General features: G+C 40.9%; 15 protein-coding genes. 7 read left to right on the forward strand and 8 right to left on the reverse strand.

The window, feature by feature from the left end; all coding sequences use genetic code 11:
• Nucleotides 1-18: 18 nt before the first annotated feature.
• Nucleotides 19-1,329 (reverse strand): acetyl-CoA C-acyltransferase FadI, encoded by a 1,311-nt coding sequence (fadI, locus tag JW841_15065; protein ID MBN1962254.1) that lies wholly within the window; start codon nt 1,327-1,329, stop codon nt 19-21.
• A gap of 83 nt (nt 1,330-1,412) precedes the next feature.
• On the opposite strand from fadI, the gene JW841_15070 reads away from it, so the two are divergent.
• The 4 genes from JW841_15070 to JW841_15085 all read left to right on the forward strand — a co-directional run bounded on the left by JW841_15070 (nt 1,413) and on the right by JW841_15085 (nt 7,930).
• Nucleotides 1,413-3,257 carry a sulfatase gene (locus JW841_15070; protein MBN1962255.1) on the forward strand — a complete coding sequence of 615 codons (1,845 nt, stop codon included), beginning with the start codon at nt 1,413-1,415 and terminating at the stop codon, nt 3,255-3,257.
• Nucleotides 3,258-3,262: 5 nt separating this feature from the next.
• Complete coding sequence (locus JW841_15075; GenBank protein ID MBN1962256.1) at nt 3,263-4,954, forward strand: alkaline phosphatase family protein; 1,692 nt, start codon at nt 3,263-3,265, stop codon at nt 4,952-4,954.
• Between the two features lie 95 nt (nt 4,955-5,049).
• Nucleotides 5,050-6,012, forward strand: coding sequence for a TerC family protein (locus JW841_15080; protein ID MBN1962257.1), 963 nt, complete (start codon nt 5,050-5,052; stop codon nt 6,010-6,012).
• Between the two features lie 253 nt (nt 6,013-6,265).
• Nucleotides 6,266-7,930 (forward strand): NAD+ synthase, encoded by a 1,665-nt coding sequence (locus tag JW841_15085; GenBank protein ID MBN1962258.1) that lies wholly within the window; start codon nt 6,266-6,268, stop codon nt 7,928-7,930.
• A gap of 48 nt (nt 7,931-7,978) precedes the next feature.
• On the opposite strand, the gene JW841_15090 is transcribed toward JW841_15085, so the two are convergent.
• The 7 genes from JW841_15090 to JW841_15120 all read right to left on the reverse strand — a co-directional run bounded on the left by JW841_15090 (nt 7,979) and on the right by JW841_15120 (nt 18,473).
• Entirely contained in the window at nt 7,979-8,182 is a 204-nt protein-coding gene (locus JW841_15090) for a YdcH family protein (GenBank protein ID MBN1962259.1), read from the reverse strand.
• 92 nt (nt 8,183-8,274) lie between these two features.
• Nucleotides 8,275-11,211 (reverse strand): aminomethyl-transferring glycine dehydrogenase, encoded by a 2,937-nt coding sequence (gene gcvP, locus JW841_15095; protein ID MBN1962260.1) that lies wholly within the window; start codon nt 11,209-11,211, stop codon nt 8,275-8,277.
• Nucleotides 11,204-11,587, reverse strand: coding sequence for a glycine cleavage system protein GcvH (gene gcvH, locus JW841_15100; GenBank protein MBN1962261.1), 384 nt, complete (start codon nt 11,585-11,587; stop codon nt 11,204-11,206). Before gcvH ends, gcvP begins: the two co-directional genes overlap by 8 nt.
• On the reverse strand, nt 11,574-12,692 hold the full coding sequence (gene gcvT, locus JW841_15105) for a glycine cleavage system aminomethyltransferase GcvT (GenBank protein MBN1962262.1): 1,119 nt from the start codon (nt 12,690-12,692) through the stop codon (nt 11,574-11,576). Before gcvT ends, gcvH begins: the two co-directional genes overlap by 14 nt.
• Before the next feature lie 101 nt (nt 12,693-12,793).
• Nucleotides 12,794-13,654: a bifunctional methylenetetrahydrofolate dehydrogenase/methenyltetrahydrofolate cyclohydrolase FolD gene (folD, locus tag JW841_15110; GenBank protein ID MBN1962263.1), complete on the reverse strand. Its 861-nt coding sequence runs from the start codon at nt 13,652-13,654 to the stop codon at nt 12,794-12,796.
• A 150-nt stretch (nt 13,655-13,804) separates the two neighbouring features.
• A complete protein-coding gene (locus tag JW841_15115) occupies nt 13,805-15,847 on the reverse strand; it encodes a HAMP domain-containing protein (GenBank protein MBN1962264.1) in 2,043 nt (680 codons plus the stop codon).
• Between the two features lie 466 nt (nt 15,848-16,313).
• Nucleotides 16,314-18,473, reverse strand: coding sequence for an endo-1,4-beta-xylanase (locus JW841_15120; protein ID MBN1962265.1), 2,160 nt, complete (start codon nt 18,471-18,473; stop codon nt 16,314-16,316).
• 363 nt (nt 18,474-18,836) lie between these two features.
• On the opposite strand from JW841_15120, the gene JW841_15125 reads away from it, so the two are divergent.
• Genes JW841_15125 through JW841_15135 form a run of 3 tightly spaced genes read left to right on the forward strand, consistent with a single transcriptional unit; the run spans nt 18,837 to nt 21,586 of the window.
• A complete protein-coding gene (locus JW841_15125) occupies nt 18,837-19,316 on the forward strand; it encodes an arginine repressor (protein MBN1962266.1) in 480 nt (159 codons plus the stop codon).
• On the forward strand, nt 19,317-20,534 hold the full coding sequence (gene argG, locus JW841_15130; GenBank protein MBN1962267.1) for an argininosuccinate synthase: 1,218 nt from the start codon (nt 19,317-19,319) through the stop codon (nt 20,532-20,534). It begins immediately after the preceding gene.
• Between the two features lie 2 nt (nt 20,535-20,536).
• Nucleotides 20,537-21,586, forward strand: coding sequence for a hypothetical protein (locus JW841_15135; protein ID MBN1962268.1), 1,050 nt, complete (start codon nt 20,537-20,539; stop codon nt 21,584-21,586).
• Nucleotides 21,587-21,592: the final 6 nt, after the last annotated feature.

The raw sequence follows: 21,592 nt of genomic DNA on the forward strand, positions 1-21,592 counted from the left end.
AATTTGCCTCCATCTAACCTAACGCTCAATAATTAAAGCTGCGCCCATACTACCTGCGGTGCATTGCGTAATTAGTGCTTTGCCACTACCGCGACGTGCAAGTTCATTCGCCATGGTGATAACCTGACGAACCCCGGTTGCCGCAAAAGGATGCCCTATAGCAATCGATCCACCATAAATATTTAACTTTGCCATATTTACCTCTCCTATTGGTTCATCACGATTTAAAAACTGGCGGGCAAACTCAACTGAACTCATGGCTTTAATGTTTGAAAGTACTTGCGCGGCAAAAGCCTCATGCATGTCAATAAGATCTATATCATCAAGCTTGAGCCTGGCACATTTTAAAGCTTGCGCAGCCGCAATTGGTGGCGCTGCTAATAATTGCCAATGCGGATCAACGCCTGCAAATGCCCAAGCATGCACCCGGGCTAAAGGGTCATAGCCAAGTTCATGGGCACGTTGTTCACTCATAACAATTAGGGCCGAAGCGCCATCAGTTAAAGCCGAACTATTGCCAGGTGTGATAGTGCCATAACGTTTATCAAAAGCAGGCTTTAACGAAGCCATTTTTGCCATGTTGGTATCGCCGCGCACCAAATTATCACGATCAGCCACGTGGCTATATTTTGGTGGTACTGGAAAACTCATTACTTCATTAGCATAAATACCTAACTCCCAGGCATGGGCGGCGTTTTCGTGTGATTTTAAAGCAAAAGCATCTTGCTCTTCACGGCTGATCTCATTTTCTTTTGCCATTTTTTCGGCTGACTCACCCATAGTTAAACCGGTGGTCGCTTCTTTAATCGCTGGTGGCACCGGCAAAAAATCGCGCGGGCGTAATTTTATTAACGACTTAGCTTTGCCTGCCGGTGTTTTTGCGCTTGCCATTTGCATTAATGAGCGTGAAAAGTTATCGCTAAAAGTTATGGGTGGTTTTGATAATGAATCAGCGCCACCGCAGATCACTACATCAGCCATACCCAACATAATTGCTTGGGCAGCACTAACTAATGCTTGCGTGCTAGTAGCGCAGGCGCGTGATACTGAAAACGCCTCAATTTCTGACGGTAGCCCAATACCAAAAACGATTTCGCGGGCAATATTAAATACGCTGGGGTGTTGAATCACCTGACCGAAAATAACACTATCAATAACTTTATTATTAAGATCGTTACGACTAATCAGCTCGGCAACTAATATTTTAGCGAGATCAACTGTGCATAAGTCACGATACAGCGTACCCGCTTTAACAAAGGGCGTTCTAAGTCCTGCAACAATAACCGCGCGACGATTATTTGAAATATTTGATACACAAGCACAGGTCATAAGCTAAACTCCTAATATTTTTGTGCGATAATTCGCGCTAAAAGATTGGACCTCATAAGTAGTCATTGATAAAACGCATGATCATGCGTTTTGGCAAGGACTTTGGCGGCCTTGCGGCCGGAATGACTTTTGGTGGCCTTTTTATTGGCTTATTCGAAGCAATATATCGTGATGTCCCTAGCATTTACGCAATGTTACTGTATGGCACAGGTTGGGGGGGCGCCGGTATATTTTTAGCTTTACTATGGGCTTTTTTAAGAAGACGCAAACATAAGCCCCCTCGTGAGCCCTTTTTTCGCGGGTTCGTAATTTCAACTTCGATCTCGTTAGCCATACTAGTGCGCTTTATTGTGTGGCGTGATGTATTTTTTGAAGCTCAAGATAAAACTTGGCTAGCACTATTTATTGGCTTGGCTTTTGCGCTAGCGGTAGCTCTATTTTTGTTGCTTTTAATGCGCAACATCGAGCGACGTATTGCCACTGAAAGTTTAGGTGGGATCTGGCTTTGGTTTGTACCATTTTGTATTTGCGGCATTTTTTTAATTCGTACTCAAATAGGTGATGAGCGTATTTTAGAAATACCTCCTCAACCTGTTGCTGCAAATACCAAAACAGCTAAACCAAATCGCATTGTCATTTTAGTGGTGGCTGATGCACTGCGAGCCGATGCCCTTGGTTGTTATGGCGCTAAACCTCATCGTGATAAACCTATCTCACCTCGTATTGACCAATTTGCTAAGCATTCCCGAATTTATACCAATGCCAGCGCTCAAGCTTCATGGACACGCCCAGCAATGGCTTCGATTATATCTTCACGCCACGTAAGTGGGCACGTGACCATGAGCAAAACCGCTATCTTGCCAATTTCGCTGCCCACAATTGCTACTGAATTGGCAAACGCTAAAGTACATACAACCGCTGTAGTTACCAATTATAACCTCGAACCAGCATATGGATTTTCTCGCGGTTTTGCCGAATATTTTTATTTAGCACCAGCTCGCTATTTAGGTGCTCCTCGTGAAGCCTATCGTCTAGCGGCATATCAAACTTATCGCCTGCTGCGCGAAAAAATGAGTTTCTTTAAGAGTAAACCACAATATTTTTATCGTTCAGGCGCTGCAGTAACTACGCGTGCCCTTGAAATAATTGATGCCATAAAGAGCCAGCAAGATTTATTTATATATTTGCACTACATGGAAACTCATGACCCATATTTTGCAATTACTGGCAAAACCTACGCTCATGTATCACTACCTAAACCACCGCTAGCAATAGCTGATGAAATGCGCATTGCTTATCGCGACGAAGTACAGCGTTTTGATAATTATTTTGGCATGTTAATCGATGGTCTTGTGGCTCGTGATCTCATCGATCGCACTACAATTATAGTTATTGCTGATCATGGCGAAGAATTTGCCGACCATGGCGGGTTTTATCATGGCACTACCCTATATGAAGAATTGATCCATGTGCCATTAATTATTTCAGGACCTGCAATAGCTCCTGGCCAGGACGACCGCTTAGTGCGCCAAATTGATATAGCCCCAACTATTGCGGGTCGCTTTGGGGTAAAAGCCCCAAAAAGTTGGGAGGGTCTAGATATTTATGCTGGTACTCGCAAACCAACCGTATCTTTGGCAGAAGAAAATCATCAGGGTAATATCCTAAAAGCCATTCGCGCTGGCGTCGAAAAGCTTATCGTTGCTAATCCCGATAATCCCCGTGGCTTAAAACCAGTTGAACTCTATAATCTGATTGAAGATCCTCGCGAAAAATATCCGATTATTAATGAAGAAAGCATGAAAAGCTTACAAAAAATGCTTAAACAAGCAATAACTAATGCAAGCAATGGAGCGCCGTTAATTAACCACCACGCTCAAGATGCTGCCGACCAAGCTGAGCTACGCGCTCTTGGCTATATTCAGTAACGCTCGTGCAACCATTAATTATAGTCGGTATTGATGGCGCTGATTGGGCGGTTATTGAAAAATCAATAGCTTATGGACAATTGCCCAATATTTCAGCTTTAATAAAACGTGGTCTACGCACCGAATTAAATTCAACCATGCCACCAGCAACCCTACCCGCATGGATGTCCTTTCTTTGCGGCGCCAATCCTGCAGAACATGGGTTAGTAGATATGTTCGTCCATCCGCCGCAAAGCTATGCCATAAGGCCAGCTACTACCGAATTACAAAAATTGCCGACCTTTTTATCAAGATTGGCCCAAAAAGGTTTAGCAGTAGCAAGTCTTGGGGTGCCTGGCACTTATCCGCCAGATAAATCGTTGGGATTATGTATTGCTGGTTTTGATGCTCCGGGAGTTAGTCATGCAAGCAAAAATAGCATTCATCCAACCTCTGCTTATCGCCAAATACAATCACTTGGTGGATGGCGCTATGCTATTGTAAATGAGCAACAACACCCTGGTAGTAAACTTGCCCAAAAACTTATAAACGACCTCACCATTAAAGAACGCGTGATCTTATGGGCTTATGCTAAACAGCATTGGGACGTTTTCTTTGTACACATACAGGCAGCCGACACTGCCGGACACCATCTTTGGCATACCTATGATGTCACCTCGCCTCGTTTCCGCAATAGTTCAGCCATTAATGCGCTAACTAGTGTGTATAGCCGCATCGACCAATTAATCGGACGATTATTAGCCAAAGCTCCAACAAATGCACGAGTAATGCTTATAAGTGATCATGGCATGGGTGGAGCTTCTGATATTGCAGTTCACCTAAATCGTGTTCTTTCTGAACTTGATTTGCTACGCTTTAAAAACAACTCAAAATCTCACATTAATCGATATCTTGGCGTAATATTTAGAAATATTAGCAGCAGATTGCCTGCATATATATTTAGTGTATTATTAAGAATATTACCTAACACATTGATAATGCGGGCATTATCTCTTAGTCGAGCGCTAAATATCGACTATGCTAATAGCGCTGCCTTTTCAGATGAACTTGATTATGCCCCATCAGTGTGGCTAAACCGACGCGGTGTTTTTCCGTATGGGCAAGTAGATGATACAAAGGCTGATGCAATACTAAAACGCATTCGCCACGCTTTGCTAGCTTTGCGCCACCCCGATTCGAACGCTCCTCTAGTTAATGCGGTTTATTTACGTGATGAAATATTTTCTCATCCGGCTGCGGCTATTACTCCAGATTTAATAATTGAACCTGCATGGCCGTCAGGGTTTCGCGCCTCATTCTTACCAAGTTTTAGGCTTGGCCCTAAAATAAGACGTTTAGCTACAAAAGAACTTACTGCGGGTCGTGGTTATGGCATGCCTGGTGTGCATCGCCAACAAGGAATATTTTTGGCAGTAGGTCCTTTACTACCTGCTATAGAAGCTCCTATACTCAGTATTGCCGAAGCTGGGGCGTTAGTTTATGCGCTTGCCGGTATTACTCCGCCACCTGATCTGAAAGTAAAATTGCAAGGTTTTTGGCAAGAATTAGCACTAGCGCTAACCAAAAACGACAAACTCTCAAACACACCATCAGCACAATTATGCCCCAACAATAGCGCTGCTATACCTGCTGCATTAGACGCAACTCAACAAGCAGCTCTGACTGAGCGTTTACGTAATTGGGGTTATATTGATTGATTTAAACAAAAAATTATCTCTTAACTTGACCTATGTTGCACTACTTGCGCATAAAAGTTACACACTAAAGGGACACACCCTAGTTAGATGAAAAAATGTTAACTTCAATAGCTCCAACATGGCTTTGGTTTTTTTTTGGCCTTTTAATAACTTTTTTTTTAGCCTTAGACCTTGGCCTATCTAGTCATGGTGGTGAAAAAGAAGTTTCAACCAAACATGCTCTTATTTGGACTTGTATATGGATTATTCTCGCTACCATTTTTGGTATTGGTGTCACTCATTTATTTGGGCGCGATAAGGGGCTAGAATATTTTACCGGCTTTGTAATCGAAAAGGCCTTAAGTATTGATAATATCTTTGTTTTTATTGTTATTTTCAATTATTTCAAGGTGCCACGTCGTTTTCAACATCGTGTATTATTTTGGGGCGTTATATGTGCCTTTTTATTGCGTGCCTTGTTTATCTTTTTAGGTGCTGCGCTAATTTCACATTTTCACTGGATACTTTATATTTTTGGTGCGTTTCTTGTGTATACCGGTATTAAGCTAGTTATTGTTAAAGATGACGATAAGGTCGATCCCGAAAAAAGCTTGCTAGTACGTGGTTTTCGTCATTTTATCCCGGTAACTGATAGTTATGAAGGTGCACACTTTATAGTTAAGCGAGGCCTGCGTATTTATGCAACACCATTGCTATTAGTACTAGCGCTTATTGAAGGCTCTGATGTGGTGTTTGCTTTTGATTCTATTCCTGCCATTTTCGGTGTAACCACTGACCCTTTTATCGTTTACACCTCGAACATCTTTGCCATTTTAGGCTTGCGCAATTTGTATTTTGTATTGGCCAATTTTATCGATCGTTTTGCTTATCTTAAATATGGTTTAGGCTTAGTACTTACTTTTGTTGGCGCTAAAATGTTAGCTGAATGGTTTTATGAAGTGCCGGTTTTAGCCTCATTGATTGTTATTGCTACCCTTTTATCTGGTACTATGCTGGCCTCAATTATGGCTACTTCTCGCAAAAAACGCGCGGCCAACACCTTAGAAAAAATCAACTAACAGGGGGTGTCCCTAAATGTCTCCCGTCGATCTTCACGAAATCCGCTACTTACGTCCACGTGCTCTCAGAAATCCTGCCTGCGACTTGCCACAAGCAAGCCTCAGCATGATTTTGCTGCGCGCGCGGCCATCGTTTACGCGTCTTTCGTGAATTTCTCGGTCCAACATTTAGGGACACCCCCCAGATATAAAATAATAACTCATTAACATTTTAAGTTGCCTCTAGTACTCAGATCATGACAATACGAAGCTTATGCGATTAGTTATAGCTCAAATAAATCCGACAATTGGTGATCTCGATGGTAATGTTGCCCAAATTCTTGATGCCTATAAAAAGGCGCAAATCAATAAAGCTGATCTAGTTGTTACCTCTGAATTAGCAATTACCGGCTATCCCCCTAGAGATCTGCTTGATCGGCCTCGCTTTTTGCGTGATGCCATTGCTGCTCTTTCTTTTGTTGTAAACAACGTAAAAGATATTCCATTAATTATTGGCGCTATCGTCAGCAATACCAATGACCCATTAGTGTTAAACGACCGTATCGCCAATGGTGCTGTAGTCATTGCCAATGGTAAAATCATTGCGTGCCATCGCAAAATGTTACTGCCCTCTTATGATGTATTTGATGAAACACGCTATTTCGTCGCTGGTGAAATATCGACAATTGTAGAAATAGGCGGTAAAAAAATTGGGTTAAGTGTTTGTGAGGATGCCTGGAATGACAAAGAATATTGGCAAAAACCTCGCTATGCACGCGACCCCTTAACTGAACAGATCGCTGCTGGGGCTAATTTGCTGATTAACATCAGCGCTAGTCCCTATGACCGGCAAAAACCAGCAAAACGTTTAACAATGTTGCAATCAATTGCCCGGCGACACAAAGTGCCATTCGTTTACGTTAATCAAGTTGGCGGCAATGATAGTTTAATTTTTGATGGTCGTTCATTTGCTATCGATGCTTTTGGCGAAGTAGCACTTATGGCACCTGCTTTTCGTAGCGCTTTAGTAACTGCTGAAATTCAAAATGATAAAATGATTGGCGATATCAGCCCTGCTCCCTCTTGTTGGGAAGCTGACGTTTGCGCCGCACTAGAACTCGGAGTCAAAGACTATACGCAAAAATGCGGTTTTAACTCAGCAGTTTTAGGGCTTTCTGGTGGTATTGATTCAGCACTTACGGCCGCAATTGCCACTAAGGCTTTAGGTCCTGATCGGGTAATTGGCATTTCAATGCCTTCACGTTATTCTTCGCAGGGTTCGATTGCTGATGCTCGTGATTTGGCCCAGCGTTTAGGGATACGTTTTGATGTTGTTAGTATTGAGTCAATATTTAAATCTTATCTTGAAGCGCTAGCCGAACCTTTTAAGGGTTATGCCGCAGACGTTACCGAAGAAAACTTACAAGCTCGTATCCGCGGCGCCATCTTAATGGCCTATTCAAACAAATTAGGCGCTTTATTACTGACTACCGGCAATAAAAGTGAATTGGCTGTTGGCTATTGTACGCTTTATGGCGATATGTGTGGTGGGCTAGCCTTAATAAGTGATCTCTACAAAACGCAAGTATACGCAGTAGCAAAATATATTAATACTAGTGCTACACCTGCTCTTATTCCTGAAAACAGCATCATCAAACCACCGTCTGCAGAACTACGCCCTGATCAAACTGACCAAGACTCACTGCCCCCATATGAACAGCTTGATGAAATTCTTGCCGGGTACATCGAAGGAGCCTTATGTCGTACAGCCCTAATATCACGCGGGCTTGATTCTGATTTGGTGCACCGTGTTACAAGATTAGTTGATACTTCAGAGTATAAACGCCGACAAATGCCACCGGGACTTCGAATAAGCAGAAAAGCATTTGGTGAAGGTAGGCGTATCCCTATTGCGCAAAAATATAGCTATTCACGATAGATAATAACTAACTTGGGCAAAAGCGCTAAATTTAAGGGGTGTCCCTAATTAAGAACTCTTTAAATTGCGCACACCTTGTATTAGGTCTTTCTTTTGCAGCCTAAGTTTTTTTAATTGCTGCACCTCAAACTCTTCTGCCGGCGATAGATAAACTCGCTGTTCTAGCTCATCAACTTTCTGATTAAGTGCACGATGTTCAGCTAAAAGTTTTTCTAAATCATATGAGCCATTGTTTATTGCTTGCTGCTGCATGTGCCTCACCTCCATTTTTAAACCCTACTAGCTTATTTCTCATTCGTCTATACTGACTGACTTTAAAATTAAATCAGGTATTAAACTTTTTGTTAACATTCAATAGTTGGGCATGTACACACGAAGTTACGATCACCATAGGCATTATCAATACGCCCTACAGATGGCCAGTATTTATGTATGCGTGTGTATGCTGATGGATAAGCTGCTTGCTCGCGACTATATGGTCTATCCCAATTATCAGCACTAACAACAGCAGCAGTATGAGGTGCTAATTTTAGAACATTATTTTGCCGATCACTTTGGCCATTAGCAATAGCTTCGATTTCTTGACGAATAGCTATCATTGCCTCGCAAAAACGGTCTAATTCACTTAATGGTTCGCTTTCAGTTGGCTCAATCATCATGGTGCCAGGCACCGGCCAGGATACTGTGGGTGCATGAAATCCATAATCCATTAACCGTTTGGCAATATCATCAACTTCAATGCCAGCAGTAGTTTTAAAGGGACGCAGATCAATAATTAATTCATGCGCAACTAAGTTATTTTTACCGCGATAGACAACTTGATAATGTCCCTCAAGGCGCTTGGCTATATAGTTAGCATTAAGAATAGCCACCTGGGTTGCAAGTTTTAAACCTTCGCTACCCATAAGTTTTATATATACCCACGAAATAGGCAATATACTGGCGCTACCAAAAGGGGCGGCCGCGACAGTGCCAATAGATTTTTCGCTACCAGTAGCTATTACTGGATGGGTGGGCAAAAATGGTGCAAGTGCAGCAGTAACCGCTATAGGACCCATTCCTGGACCACCACCACCATGAGGTATTGCAAAAGTTTTGTGCAAGTTAACATGACAAACATCAGCACCCATTTCACTTGGTTTTGTTAAACCCACTAATGCGTTTAAATTGGCGCCATCCATATAAACTAAGCCACCGTATTTATGTATGGTGTTGCATATTTCAATGATTTGTTCTTCAAATACACCATGAGTTGATGGATAAGTTAACATCAACGCAGCTAATTCATCTACATACTCTTGAGCTTTTTTACACAGATCATCGTAGTTAATATTACCATGAGCATCACAAGCAACAACTACTACTTCAAGTCCTGCCATAGCCGCACTAGCGGGATTAGTACCATGCGATGATTGCGGAATAAGACAAATACGACGTTGCTGATCCCCTCGGGAGTCATGATAACCACGAATCACCAGCAACCCAGTGTACTCACCTTGCGAGCCAGCATTAGGCTGCAGTGATACTGCTGGCAGGCCGGTGATCACGGCTAACATATGTTCGAGTTCTGAAAGAATTTTTGTATACCCAGTAACAGTTTCACGAGGTGCAAATGGATGCAAATTAGCAAATTGTGGCCAACTTAATGGCAACATTGAAACTGCTGAATTCAATTTCATGGTGCATGAGCCCAGAGGAATCATCGCGGTGTTAAGCGCCAGATCTTTGGCAGCTAAGCGATGAATGTAACGCATTATCTCGGTTTCACTATGATACGCACCAAAAATTGCATGTTTTAAACAAGGGGTATTTCGTTTTAATATAGCAGGCAGGCCTAACTCATCGGGTCTATCTTTTTCTGCAAAATTGCCACCATTTTTTTCTGAAGAAAAAATTGCGAGCAAGCTATCGATATCAGTTTTTGTGGTTAACTCATCACATGAAATGCATATTGCATTTTTGTGTAATTCACGCAGCAATATACCCTGTTCTTGGGCATGTTTTATAATGTTAGAGGTTTGTTGCTCTTTTGTTATTATATGTAATGTATCAAAAAAATTACTATGCGCTATTTGCCAACCAAGCTTTTGCAAACCGTTGGCAAGCTTGACCGTAAAACCATGCACACGCTTTGCAATATCACGCAAACCACGAGGTCCGTGATATACCGCATACATACTAGCCATAATTGCTAACAGCGCTTGTGATGTACAAATATTACTAGTGGCTTTTTCTCGACGAATATGTTGTTCACGTGTTTGTAGTGCAAGGCGCAATGCTGTTTTACCTTGTGCATCCTTTGATACACCAACAATTCGACCTGGCATCAATCTCTGTAATTTGGCGGTGGTGGACATAAAAGCAGCGTGCGGCCCACCATAACCCATAGGTACACCAAAGCGTTGTGCCGAGCCCACAACAATATCAGCACCAAATTCACCGGGAGGAGTAATAAGGCATAAAGCTAAAGGATCGGTTACTACAACAGCTAACGCTTCAACAGTATGTAGTTTTTCGATAATATCTCGAGGATTTTGCAACTGCCCGTCACTACCTGGATAACTCAGCAAGGCGCCACATAAATTTAGCACAGCAAAATCAGTATCCGCTAATTTTCCTTGATGAATATTGATCCCTAAGGCTCGCGCTCGCGTTGCTACAACCGCCATCACTTGTGGATGGCAATTTTGATCAACATAAAATGCGTTTTGTTTACCTCGACAGGCGTTATAACACATCATCATCGCTTCAGCTGCCGCAGTAGCTTCGTCTAATAGTGAAGCATTTGCAACCGGCAAAGCGCATAATTCTGCCACCATGGTCTGAAAATTAAGCAACGCCTCTAAATGACCCTGCGCTATCTCAGCCTGATATGGTGTATATTGAGTATACCATGTTGGGTTTTCAAAAATATGGCGCAATATAACTGCTGGCGTAGCACAACCATAATAACCCATACCTAAAAAAGACTTATAAACTTTATTTTGTTGTGCGATTTGACCCAACTCTTGCAGCAATTCATATTCAGTAGGTATCGCCGCCCCAAGATCAAGTGATCGTTTTGTATTTATGCCTGTTGGCAAACCAGAATCAACCAATGCCTCTAAGGTATCAAAACCTAAAACTGAAAGCATCTTGGTTATTTCATCAGTAACAGGGCCAAGATGTCGAGAAGCAAAATTAACTGGAACAATATTTTTGTTGCTATCAGTACTACCACAGCATGAATTTTGCGGATTTTTCAACACGTTAGCTTCTTTCTTGATACTGCCTTTATCCATCAAGTAATTTTTTATAATCTGCTGCTGAAAGCAAATTGCCATCTTCATTATGGTCATCGGTTCGCTTGACCTTAATCAACCAGCCTTTTCCATATGGATCTTCATTTACTAATGCAGCGTTGTCAGCTAATTGTTCGTTAATCTCAATAACTTCACCTGAAACCGGCGCATATAAATCATTAACGGCCTTTACTGATTCAACACTACCAAATGATTCACCCTGCTTAACACGTGAGCCAACCTCAGGTAACTCGACAAACACCACGTCACCCAATTGTTCTTGTGCATGCGCTGTTATACCAACAACAAAATGGTCTTGTTCACTGCATAGCCATTCATGTTCTTTGGTGTATTTAAACTCTTCAGGAATAGTCATGTTTTGCTCTTTGGTAAAATGGTGTTTCAACAATTACTGCGCTAACTTCGCGGTCTCGAATTATAATATCAATATTAGTTCCAATGGCTGCGACACTAGTTGGCACATAACCAATACCTATCGGTACATTCAATGTAGGAGAGTGGGTTCCACTAGTAACTACCCCAACTTTTTCGCCGTTAAAATTAATATCATAGCCGTGCCGAGGAATACCGCGGCCTACCATTTTAAAACCAATTAATTTTCGTTTTGGTTTTTCTTGAGTCTCAACGATTAAAGCCTCACGTCCAATGAAATCACCCTTGTTAAGCTTTACCGCCCACTCTAAACCAGCTTCGATTGGGTTACATTCAGTATCGATATCATTACCATACAATGAGTATTTCATCTCTAAACGTAAAGTATCACGTGCCCCCAAACCGCACAGCATTAGACCATAATCTGCCCCAACTTTTAAAATAGCAGAGAATAGCTCAACAGCATCTTTCGGAGCACAATATAATTCAAATCCATCTTCACCCGTATACCCAGTACGCGCCACTCTAACTGAATCAATATTGGCAACTGTAGCATCACAAAATGTAAAATTACTTAATGATTTTACATCTAATTTACTTAGTTTTGTTAAAAGTGCTGCAGCCTTTGGGCCTTGCAGGGCAAGCTGGGCATATTCATTAGAACAGTCAAAAATTTTGCAACGAAACTTTGCTGTCGCTTGACGCAAATGCGCAAAATCAACATCTTTGCGTGAAGCATTTGCACAAATAAAATAGCGATCAGCAGCCTCACGATAAATTATAATATCATCAACAATACCACCTGTTGGTAAACACATTAAGGTATATAACGCCTTACCATCTTGCATACGACCAATTGAATTAGTTACAACAAAATCAAGCGCTTTAAACGCATCTGGACCTTCAACTAACAATTCACCCATGTGGGAAACATCAAAAATCCCAACAGCATTACGAACAGCCTGGTGTTCAGCAATTATGCCAGTAAATTGCACTGGCATTTGCCAACCAGCAAAGTTTACAAAACGTCCACCATATTCACGTAGTAAGTCATATAAAGGTGTATGTAAGTCTGAACTATTATCCATTATGCTCATCTTACCTTTGCTGTTGCTATTTAATTTGACCTTTTAATAGCATAGCTAAGCAACTACCAACCACTATCAATATCACTAACAAATACAAATAGTTATAAGAGTTTCTGTTTGGCAATAGCGACAGTATTTGCCAATAGCATGGCTATGGTCATTGGACCTACTCCACCTGGCACTGGAGTAATGGCGCTCGCTCGAGTGGCAGCTTGATCAAACTCAACATCACCTTTGAGTTTGCCTTCGACTCTAGTAGTACCCACATCGATAACAACTGCGCCTTCTTTTATCCATTCACCACGCACTAGTTCTGGTCTGCCAACTGCAGCGACAACAATATCGGCGCGATGCACTTCATCGGCAAGATCTTTTGTACGTGAATGGCAAATAGTAACGGTAGCATGGCGCTCTAAAAGCAAATGTGCCATCGGTTTTCCGACCATTTCACTACGCCCGATTACTACTGCTTTTGCACCTTTAAGTTCTATACCTGTAGTATCAATAAGCCGCATCACTCCTGCAGGTGTACATGAACGAGGACCTGGCATACCGGCAACAAGACGACCTAAATTCATTGGATGCAGGCCATCAGCATCTTTATTAGGATCTATACGATTTAAAACTGAGGCTTCATCGAGACCCGGTGGCAAAGGCATTTGTACGATCATTCCATCAACACTGTCATCAGCATTAAGCTTATCTACAGATGCAATTATTTCAGATAAGCTAGCTGTAGCTGGCATTCTAATCACTTGCCCTGCCATACCAATTTCAGCCGCAGCTTTTTCTTTATTTCCTACATAAATATATGAAGCTGGATCATCACCCACTAATACAACAGCTAAACCAGGTGCACGACCAAGCTGTGGTTTTAATATTTCGATTTCTCTCTTTAATTCATTACGTATAGTACGAGCTAAAGATTTTCCATCAATGATCTTGGCCAATTTGCACCTCATGCTTGCTATTTGAATATATGGATTGTTGTAGGAGCACGACAATGTCTTGTCGTCAAGTACTCTTTTTATTTCAAGGTGATTATTAGAGAGTGATTATTAGGGAGTGAAGAAATACCTTAAAAGTACTACTAATATTACTAGGGGGTGTCCCTAAAGATGAAAACGATTCATCTCATCTTTAAGTTGGTCGGATTGCCTGCGTAATGATTCAATAGCATTCTCTAAACCTGAGACAGAGCGTGATTGGTTCTGGGCTGCCTGCGAAGTAGCTTCAATGGCACTCAGTACTTGGGAGGATGCCGTAGTTTGCTCAGCTTGGGCTTTACCAACTTCCTCAATCATTCCTTGAATAGTGCTAATTATATCAATTACCTGTTTTGAACCTTTTGCCTGTTCTCGTCCTGAATGTTCAACTTGAGTAGTTAATGATTTAAGACGACTGGTGCTATTCATAACTTCTTCAGAGCTACGTGCTTGAGAACGAGAAGCTGCAGTAAGCTGTTGTACGGTATCTGAAATCCGCTGGATAGCGCTAGTAACTTGATTAGTAGCACGAGCTTGCTCTTCAGTGGCGCGTGCAATCGAGCGAGCCATCGTTTTAGCTTGTTGCGATGAATGATGAATATTTGCTAAAGCCTCACCTGCTTCTTTTCCTAACTGCACGCCTTCTTGAACGCTACTTAAACCTTTAACCATTGCCACTTGTGCTTGCTGTGACTCTTCCTGAATCGTCTTAATTAGAGTAGCTATTTCAGTAGTTGAAACGCTAGTACGCTGTGCAAGCATTTTAATTTCATTTGCTACAACACCAAAACCTTTACCATGTTCACCTGCTTGAGCAGCAATAATTGAAGCATTAAGCGCCAGCAGATTAGTTTTATCAGTAACTTCATTAATTATTTTTAAAATAGTACCAATGCGTGAAACACTTTCACCAAGATTTTCAATAACTTTAGCGGCAATGTTGGTTGATGAACGAATTTCTTCAATACCATTTAACGTTTTATCAAGGGCATTTACTCCTAAGCCTGCATCAGTTGATACTTTCTCAGAAAGCCTTGCCGTCTCACTCGCTATTTTTTCAACTTCATGAATAGCTGCATCAGTTTCTGCCATTGATGATGAAGTTGTTAGTAAGGCATCATTTAGTTTTTCAATTCCGTTGACGATATCATTAAATGCCCCTGTCATACTCTGCATAGCGTTGGCTGTATCATTAACAGACTCAACCATAGACTGTACGTCTTTGGCTACATCATCATTTACTCGTGCTATTTGAATTATCGATACTGATCCCTGACTAGCGCTTGATTGAAGCAATAAGACATCTTCAGCCAAACCTTTTAGGGAGACTCTCATATCTGAAACTGCTTGTACGGTACCATCCATTTGCTTGCGAATTAAACCGGCACCTTCGGTAACTGTTTGCCCGGTTTGAGTGGTATGCTCAATTACTTTAACCATACCATTAACCATCACATTAAGTGAGTTTAAAGTGCTACGCAGCCAGTTAACCAGTTTACTAAAACTTTCTGCTAATCGACCAACCTCATCATTAGAATCTGCAGCAACACGCATACTCAGATCACGATGATTCACAATTTCACTTGTTACACTAGTAAGACGACCAACCGGACGGGCAATAATTGTACCAATGAAAACAACGGCAATAATACCAAGTAAAGTAAGTAAAATTGCAACAATGGTTATAGTAAATTTATTTGCCTGTCTTTCTTGAATTACGCGTTCTAAAGAAAAACCTAAAGCTAAAACTCCACGAGTACCGTCAGGCGCAATAATACGTGCAGTAACATTTAATAGACCATTAGCATCATCAAAATAGTAGGTGTTGCTTTCACCAGGATTTTGAATATTCGCAGCAACCTTTTCAGAATTCCATGCTGCTAAGCGTGAACCATCATCGCGAAAAACCGCACCATAAATAGCACCTTTAGCAGAATCTAAACCGGATAAAAGTCTTTCAACAGCACCAGCATCATCAAACTCTAAACCACTACGCACAGCACTAGCTAAAACCAAGGCAATATCGGTGGCGCGATCACGAGCCCAATCACGTGCAGCTTTATCTGCGCGCGCCGGAAAAAACAAATATAAGAAAATGGCGTTAGCTACCATTAAAGTAGCAAAAGCCAAAGCAAGTTTTGAACGTAAGGAGATATACCCTTTATGCACCTGGATTCTCCAGCTTTTTTAAAGAACCCACCTTAAATAATAAAAACTATATTCCAATTTCCCTTTGCTGCTTATGTTTTTTTTGATTAGTAATTATTACCTAAGATCCATAGGTAAAAGCAAATAACTGTTTGATAATAATATAGCCAGGGCGTGCCCCTGAAATTATTCATCACTTTTAGAAATTATTCAACTTTACTGATATTAATGGGTTTTTTATTATAATTTGTTAAATTTTTATGTAATTCCCCCTTACGTTATCCCCTCGAAAGATAGAGAATCCAGATGTTACAACTCATCGAATTTACTACTTAATTGTAAGCTTTACTAGCAATGACGTTGTAATTTTAGGTTAATTTTGGGTTACATCCTAGAAAATAAAAAATTATTATAATAGATCGATAGCAGCTTATTGCTGCTATCGATCTATGCCTTCATTAACTTTTATTTATGCTTTAGGATGCTTTTAGAGGCTGCAACTTCCTGAACAGGTGTATTCGTCATCAGAGCATTCTGATTGCCAAAACTCAACTGATGCATCTTTATCATTACCGCTATTATATATATCAAGACAGTACCAACCGTTACTCCATCCTGCATCTGACGGATAAACCCATCCCTTATCATTCATACGATAGCGCAATGCTTCAAAAAAACATTCAAAATCAATAAGGTCACCGTAACTATCTTTATATGGCGCTTTTGCACAACCATGGCGCCATAAACCACCATAGAAATAAACATCATCATCTTTGCTGGCATCTAAATTAGTACAGCGATAACTATCTACATTACCCTGTATTTTAATGCGAGTAACACCTATGGGGAGTTTTCCTGTAGAATAATGACCGTTAGAATCTAGTGTAACTAATTTAGCGCCAGCACAAGCATCGACTTTTTGATTAGACACAGTATTTGAGTCAATACGCCCATCACCGTTTATAGCCGTCACTTTATAATCAAAACTCATCCCTGGCATTATAGCACTACCATCACGAACAACATCTATATAACTAGTAGTATTAGCATCAACTTCAGCAATTAATTTAAATGTATCTTCTTCACTATACTTTCCAAAAATAGAATATTTTGTAGCATTTCCGGATTTTGTCCAACTAAGACGCATATGAGGCCAGCATGTAGTTTTGCCCAGCATTTGCACGGGAGTACTGACATCTCCCATGGTTACTGAAAGTGTAAAAGCTTTTGGTGGATTTGAAATTGCCGGAATAGTAGTACCCACAATCACTGGTGTAACCATGCCTGCAGTTACCGTACGCCCGCGGACCGTACCATCTTCATTAGTTGCAGCTATTTGATATTCACAAGCAGCACCAGAAGGACAAGTATCTGTTGTTTCAATCGTATTACCATTGTTTGTATTTTCAACAATTATTTCGGTAATATCTGGTACTTCATCATCTTTTTTAGCTATACGAGTGACTATATACTCTTTGGGCTTTTCTTGGCGTTTCCAAGAAATTTTCACATTACCGTCACCACCATAAGCTGCTGTAGCACCTTCAACTAGTCTAACTGCTTTATTGAGTTGGTCTAATGATAGTTGATAGGCTTTTTTGGGTTGTAAACTTCCAGAAATAAACATACCGCCATCTTGTTCTTGACGCCACTCAGGCATAGGCCCCCAAACAGTTATGCCGGTACATTCTGGAACTCGCGTACAAAAATCAATAGCTTTACGAAATCTTTCGGCTTGGTCGTCTTCACCATTAAATTTTTCAACATCTAACTCAGTTAAATGAATCTCGATACCTAATTTTGCAAAACGCTGCATATTCTCTAAAACACTAGCATTGATTTGGCTATAACCAGTATAATAGTTATTAAAATGTGCTTGAAAACCAACACAATCTATTAGTTTGCCTTTACCTGCTTTAACTGAATCTTCGTTAATTTTCTTTATCATTTTATAAGCAGCTTCGCTTTTATCGTTAATACTTCCTTTTTCAGTATAATACTGCTCAATATTAAAATCATTGTAGCAAAGTAATGGTGGTTCTATACCGCCTTTCTTAAATTCATTTGCAACCTTACGTGCTTCTTCAAAATATTGTGCTACACCACCCCAATTGGTGTAATCGTTGCCATATCCACCACGAAATGTACCACTCTCATCGTTAAAAGCTTCGTTTACAACATCCCAAGCATAAAAATTATCGTTTTTAAATCGTTCCATTGCATATCTGATATTTCCCATCTTTGATCGCCCGCCACCGGGATCACCTTGACTGGTGTGCCAAACTAAATTGTGCCCACGAAAATTTTTCATCCCATGTGATTTAGCATAATCCAGAATGGCACGGTCGAGCCCACCACCAATATTACATGGTTTCATCGCATCTTCAGCGGTAGCGGCATTATATTCACCTCTGTCTAATACTTTTCTAGCACCAGAACTATTATAGTCATCGCCGATTGCCGAACCGAATATGCGACCGCTTAAAGCTGCAGCCTCACCAAGTTTTAGTGCTGTTGTTGCAGCATCAACATGTTTTGTCTCATAATCATTTTGGGTTTCAATATTAACATCGCTACCGCATCCAATCATTGTATAACATATAGATACAAAAAGTACTGCTCGCGATGAGACATCAATTTTTGACATTAGTTTCCTCCTTCACGATGATTACAGCTAATTTGTAAGATTGTTGTATTTATTAAATAAGACTGCACTGTCTAACAAAATTGTTACACAAGCAAGCTAAGTTACATCTTTAGAAAGGTTTTTTTATTTATTAAATATTATTTTAGATCATTTTAAATTATATCATTAATTTAATGTAAAAAACATATTTGTGTAAACTATTATTATTATTTTTCACCACTATTCATTATTAAATATCACTGTAATTAATCTGTTTTTTTAATAAAACACCCTAATTTTTTATTTTTTTTCTTGCAATTTAATGCGCATTAATACATTTTACGCGCATTAAAATGCACTTAGATACTTAGGTGACTTATTGTTATGCCGAACAAAATTGAAAATTGGTCAGAACGGCACGCTACTATTCGTAATATTCTCGCCACTTGCGAAATCCACAGTCAAACTGAATTAGTGTCACACCTTAAACACGATGGATACTATATTACTCAGTCAAGTGTCTCACGCGACCTCGCAGAAATTCGCGCTTTCAAGGTAGATGGCCGTTATGTCACAGCTAAAACTTTATATAGTGCTGATTCTGTATCTGATTCTTTAACGCCAAAACACCTATCATTTAAGGATGATATCCTTAATGTAGCACCTGCTGGTCCTTACATGCTGGTAATAAAAACACCAGTAGGTCGAGCTGCTTCTGTTGGTATTGCATTAGATCAAACGCATTGGCCAGAAATCATCGGTACTATTGCCGGTGATGATACTGTATTTGTTGCAACTAGTGGTCGGCGAAATCAAAGTCATTTACAGGTACGTCTTACAGGGATTGCTGCGGAGAAAATTTAAATGTCTCAACCAATAATATTAGCCTATAGTGGCGGTTTGGATACGTCTTTTCTCGTTCCTTATTTAAATGAACGATACAGTTCACCCATTATCACGGTTTCTGTTGATACCGGTGGCCTAACTGAAGATGACCGTGTGCGCATGAAAGAACGCGCTCTTAGCATCGGAGCGACTGAACATCACCTCATTGATGCTCGTTCAGAATATTTTAGCGAAGTTTTAAAATATTTAATTATGGGCAATGTCTTGCGCGGACACCTTTACCCTCTTTCAGTTGGCGCCGAGCGATCTTTGCAAGCGCGTATGGTTGCTCATTTGGCTTTGCAAAAAAATGCCCGTGCTATTGCCCATGGTTCAACGGCAGCAGGTAATGACCAAGTTAGATTTGAAGTAGCATTGCGCACCCTTGCCCCTGGTCTTGAAATCTTAGCACCAGTGCGTGATGAGGGCTTTTCACGGGAATTTGAAGTTAATTATTTACATGAACGAGGGCATATCTTTCCTGCACAACGGGCAAGCTATTCAGTTAATAGTGGTTTATGGGGATGTACTATTGGAGGCCGCGAGACCAATGACACTGTTGAACCACTACCAGAAGATGCATGGGTTCTCTCAAAAGGTGCCTTAAACAACCCTTTGCCTGCTGAGACACATTATATTAGTTATACTTCTGGCGTACCCACTGCCATTGATGACCGAAATTATGAACCGGTAGTTTTAATTGAACACCTAAATATTCTAGGCGCTCGTTTTGCTATTGGCCGTGGCATTCATCTTGGTGATACTATTTTTGGCCTTAAAGGCCGGGTCGCCTTTGAAGCACCCGCTGCAGCGATAATAATTACTTGCCATCGCGAACTTGAAAAACTTGTGCTCACTGCAAAGCAACAGCGGGTAAAAGATATGGTGTCACAAATTTATGGTGACCTTGTACATGAAGCACAATATTTAGAACCTGTATGCCGCGATATTGAGGCTCTTTTTATTTCAAGCCAAGAACGCGTTTGTGGCAAAGTACGTTTTGCGCTTAGACCTGGGTCAATTTTTGTTGAAGGTGTTAGCTCACCATACTCTCTAAAACATGCTTCACGTGGTGTTTATGGCGAGGCAGCCGGCGAATGGTCTGCGGCTGATGCACTTGGCTTCTCACGCTTATTAGGTTTACCATCAATACTACATGCTCAAGTAGGCGGTGTTCCAACAACAAAAGGTACTTAAACGTGAGAAGTGTATTACTCGATAAGAGAAGCTCGGTTACTCTTAATTGTCATCTATCACGAGAGGTACGCCTAGCAACTGATATTTCTGCTAGTGAAGGTAGTGTTGTAGCAGTTCGTGTGCTCACGAGTAAAAGCACTTATAACCAACTTGAACTTGTGTCTGGTCGCTTTTCTACAATTAAGCCCGGCGATGTCTGTGCTGTTTGCTTAGGCCATCGTAAAGCATTATTTGGTTATGCAGGTCATTTACCTGACACAGTATCAGTAGGTGATCACTTACATATTCTTAATTTGGGTGGCGTATTAGGAGTATGTGATAGTATCAACCCCGACTTTGGTGAACCGTTTGTTTGCGAAGTTTTAGGGCAAATTTTACATTTCCCTTATCTTGGTGAACGTATTGGTATACCGGCAAATATAAATCAGGGTGCTCTCCCTTTAAATGAGAACATTACTCTTAATAACATTCCTGTAGTCGCAGTAGTTGGTAGTTCAATGGGGGCAGGTAAAACCGCAGCTGCTTGTGCACTAGTGCAATCTTTTACTCATAAGGGTCTAAATGTTGCTGCCGGCAAAGCCACAGGCGTTTCTTTGCGTCGAGATATTCTCTCAATGAACGATGCTGGCGCACAGCAAACTTTAATATTCACTGATTTTGGTATAGTTACGACTACAACAAACAATGCCCCCTTGGTCACACGTTCACTACTTTCACATTTAGCGACACAAAATCCTGATGTAATCGTAATTGAGTTAGGTGATGGTCTTTTGGGGCTCTATGGAGTTGATTCTATTTTGGCTGACCCCGAACTTAGACAAAGTTTTAGTGCTGTAGTTTTGGCTGCCAGTGACCCAGTAGCTGCTTGGGGTGGTGTACATTTACTTGATGAACAATATGGTCTTAAAACAGCAGTTGTTACCGGACCGGCCACTGATAATACCGCTGGTATAAACATTGTAGAAACACAAACCAAGGTTACTAGTTTTAACGCACGCACCAATGCTGATGATTTAAGCAACCAAATTCTCATCGGTATTGGGTTATCATGAAAAAAA

Source organism: Deltaproteobacteria bacterium, assembly GCA_016931625.1.
Lineage (GTDB): Bacteria > Myxococcota > XYA12-FULL-58-9 > XYA12-FULL-58-9 > JAFGEK01 > JAFGEK01.